2 protein-coding genes are annotated in these 3,071 nt (G+C 59.7%); both read right to left on the reverse strand.

The features are described 5' to 3' along the window. Positions 1-190 precede the first annotated feature (190 nt). Positions 191-598, reverse strand: coding sequence for a hypothetical protein (locus ACWEVS_RS46095; RefSeq protein ID WP_452419615.1), 408 nt, complete (start codon positions 596-598; stop codon positions 191-193). A 1,515-nt stretch (positions 599-2,113) separates the two neighbouring features. Continuing rightward, on the reverse strand, positions 2,114-2,890 hold the full coding sequence (locus tag ACWEVS_RS46100; protein ID WP_452557576.1) for a helix-turn-helix domain-containing protein: 777 nt from the start codon (positions 2,888-2,890) through the stop codon (positions 2,114-2,116). Positions 2,891-3,071: the final 181 nt, after the last annotated feature.

Consider the following 3,071-nt stretch of genomic DNA (forward strand, 5'->3'; position numbering starts at 1 on the left):
TCAGAGTCTGGGACGACAAATCGACGGCAGCACGATAGAACAGCATCCGAAGCCCCTGGTTGCGACGGTGTGGATTGTGGTGATCAACCCGTCTACCAGGGGTTTCTCTATGTGGTCAGGCGAACGCCGACCTTGCGATCACGCTGTGACCAGCGCTCCGCTGCCAGGGGATGAAAAACGTTCACTGAATCTACCCGCAGGTGCCTACCTTGACGTGATTCGAGTTCTTGTTGGCCACGCGAGTGCCATTCTTGTAAGCGCTAATCCGAGTGTAGAACTCATAGCAGGCACGTGCCTCCAAGTTCCCGGTGAACACATCCGGAGCGCTCCACGACACGGAGCCCCGATTGGTGCGACAAGCCATCGTGTAGTCCGAGTAGCCGCTCGAGTTCTTTTTTCCCATGATTACCACACAAACGTTGGTATAGTCGCCGTTGTTCGTCATACTGCCTGACCCCTTGATGTACCGCCCATCGACGATCGTGTAGCCGATGTCGATGACGGAACCTGCGGCTTGTGCCGGGGCGGCGACCAAGACGCCGCTGGCTACAATTCCCGCCGCACCAATAACTGCCGCAACCTTCTTGAGGGGTTTCACTTGCTACTCTCCTATAACTGAAAGGGCGTTGGGGGTCGCGTCTCGGCACCTTGCCGCGCTGGCGCCGTGAGCGTTCGTCGCTGGGACCAACCTGGCCAGGTTCAGCTTGGTCCCAGCTCCTTCAGCTCTTATGGCCGGCAGTCCGCTACTGTCCGCAATACATTCGAGTATTTAGTAGTAGTGCCCGAGGTGTGCTTCCAGACGGCCTTCGCACGCCAATCCCGCCAATCCATCATAGTGTCCGCCCTGCAAGGAAGATCCTTGAAAGAGTACGACTTCTGAGAAGGCGTGACGATCCCTGATATCCTGACGCGAGTTTGACTCACGTCACTCCAGCCGCCAATCGCAATCTTTGTCTGGAGCACAATTTCGGCTGACTGGATCGCGCGGTTCGGGCAGCTGGTGTAGCTCGCCGACCCCTTGATGTATGCGCCATCCTTGATTGTGTACCCGATGTCCATCTTGGTACCGCTACTGCAGTTGATGGCCGCACTAGCTGGCTGGACCTGCCCTACGATCGCACTCCCAAGCGAAATGGCAAGCACGCCTAGGTGAGCAACAGTCTTCCGCACAGATAATCCTTCCCTGGTTTGCGAAACTTCGTGTAACACGGCTGTTGCAACGTGGGTTTCCCGACACGCCTCAGCCGTCGCGTTGTTCCGATTCTTTTCGGCACCCTTGCGCCGTTCCGATACGCAGTAATGCGGGTGTAAGACTCTCAGCACACCCAGCCGTCCGGATCAGGCAGGCACTAGCCTGGCGCTGGGGCGCTCCAGGCGATATTCCATGGTGGGAACGGTACGGCTGGTGCTTCAAAGGAGGCCCCGTTGCGCCTCATGGAATTACGTTCTTCCGCTAATCGGAGGTATGGACGTGACTCATGCTTCGGGGAAGCTACTCGCACGGAACGGTGATCGAGTTTGAGCGCAACTCCGTCTTTCCGCCGTCCGAATGGTAAAAGACCACAAAAGTGTCGTATCTGCTCGTGATCCTCGGGTTTTGGCAAATACGATCCTTGGGCGAAAAGGACCGACTCGATGGTGTAGCAATGCCCTTGATTTCAACCTCTGTGGCAAACAGCCGGCCACCGTTTCTGCGTATCCAAATCTCGGCCCGGGATATCGGCCGATCCGGGCAGCTTGTGTAGCTGGCCGAGTTTAATGTATCCGCCGGAAAGGATGGTGTACCCAATGTCTGTCTGGGTGCCGTTGGCGCAACTGGCGACTGCCTGTGCTGGCGTCGACGGTGCTAGAAAGAGCGCCGTTGCCAGGCTGCCGATGGCAGCTGCCGACTTGATCCGCGTCAGGTTCATATGATCCCTACTTGTGCATGGCAGTGGTTGCCGTCCGGGCTTGCCAGCGCCCACGTTCCGCCGGCCGTCACGATCGCTGACCAGCGTGTGCCACATCGCGGTCAGCCGGTGCCCTTTCGTGAGTCGCGCGGAGAGCGGTCGTATAGATATTTACCGCGCGTCGGCATCCCGGCATTTGCCCGTCCACGCACCACGTTTGCCTGTCAGCGCATGTCCCGCTGATGCGCCGCGTTGCCATGACCGCGATGGAGGGCTCTGTACCTGCTCGGCGATGTGCCGTAGGTGTGGTGGAAGATCCGGGTGAAATGGGCATGGCTGGGGAAGCCCCAGCGGGCCGCGATGGCGCCGATGCTAAGGCGGTCCATCATGGGGTCGGTGAGCCCGCGGCGGCAGCGTTCGAGTCGGCGTTCGCGGATCCAGCCCGCGACCGTGAGGTCCGCGTTCTGGAAGATCTTGTGCAGGTGGCGAAGGGAAATGTGGTGGGCGGCTGCGATAGTCGAGGGCGACAGCTCCGGGTCTGCCAAGTTCTCCTCGATGAAGGTCTTGATGCGTAGGAACAGTACGCGCTGAGGATCGTTCTGGTACGCGGTCACGTCCTCGTCGATGTGATGCGCCAGTAAGGCGCTGACCAGGTCCAGCACGATTGTGGTCAGCCGCAAGAGGTCACTGGGGGACCACGTGGACTGTCCGATCGCCTGGCGGAGGATCCCACTGAGTAACGCACCGAAGCCATCGTCCCCGCGGAGTCGCACACCTAGGAGGGGGGCGACCATGGAGTTCTGGAGCGGCAGAGCCTCGTGCGGAAACCGAAGAATGATCCCGTCGGCCACATTTGCGGGGATCCCACATGAGCTGTCGCACTTCGGAGCGTCGCCGACTGTCCAAGCCCGGAAGGCGCGCGAGGTGTCGTACAGAACGAAGTCTGCCGGCGCGAGAGCAGCCTCGCGGCCTCCTTGCTCTATCCCTGACCGGCCGCTCAAGGTCAGTGAGGTGATCTCAGCGAAATAGTTCGGACGATTGGGATTTCTTGGACTCCGCTGGTGGCGTTACGGGCCTTTCGGGAGGATTCGCCGAAGCCCGGAAACAGACGTGGAGCCCCCGGTAGAAGAGCTCTCACCACAAGAAACCTGATCAGCCGGAAGGCTCCACGTGATTGCTCAT

The organism is Nonomuraea sp. NPDC003754 (assembly GCF_053605785.1).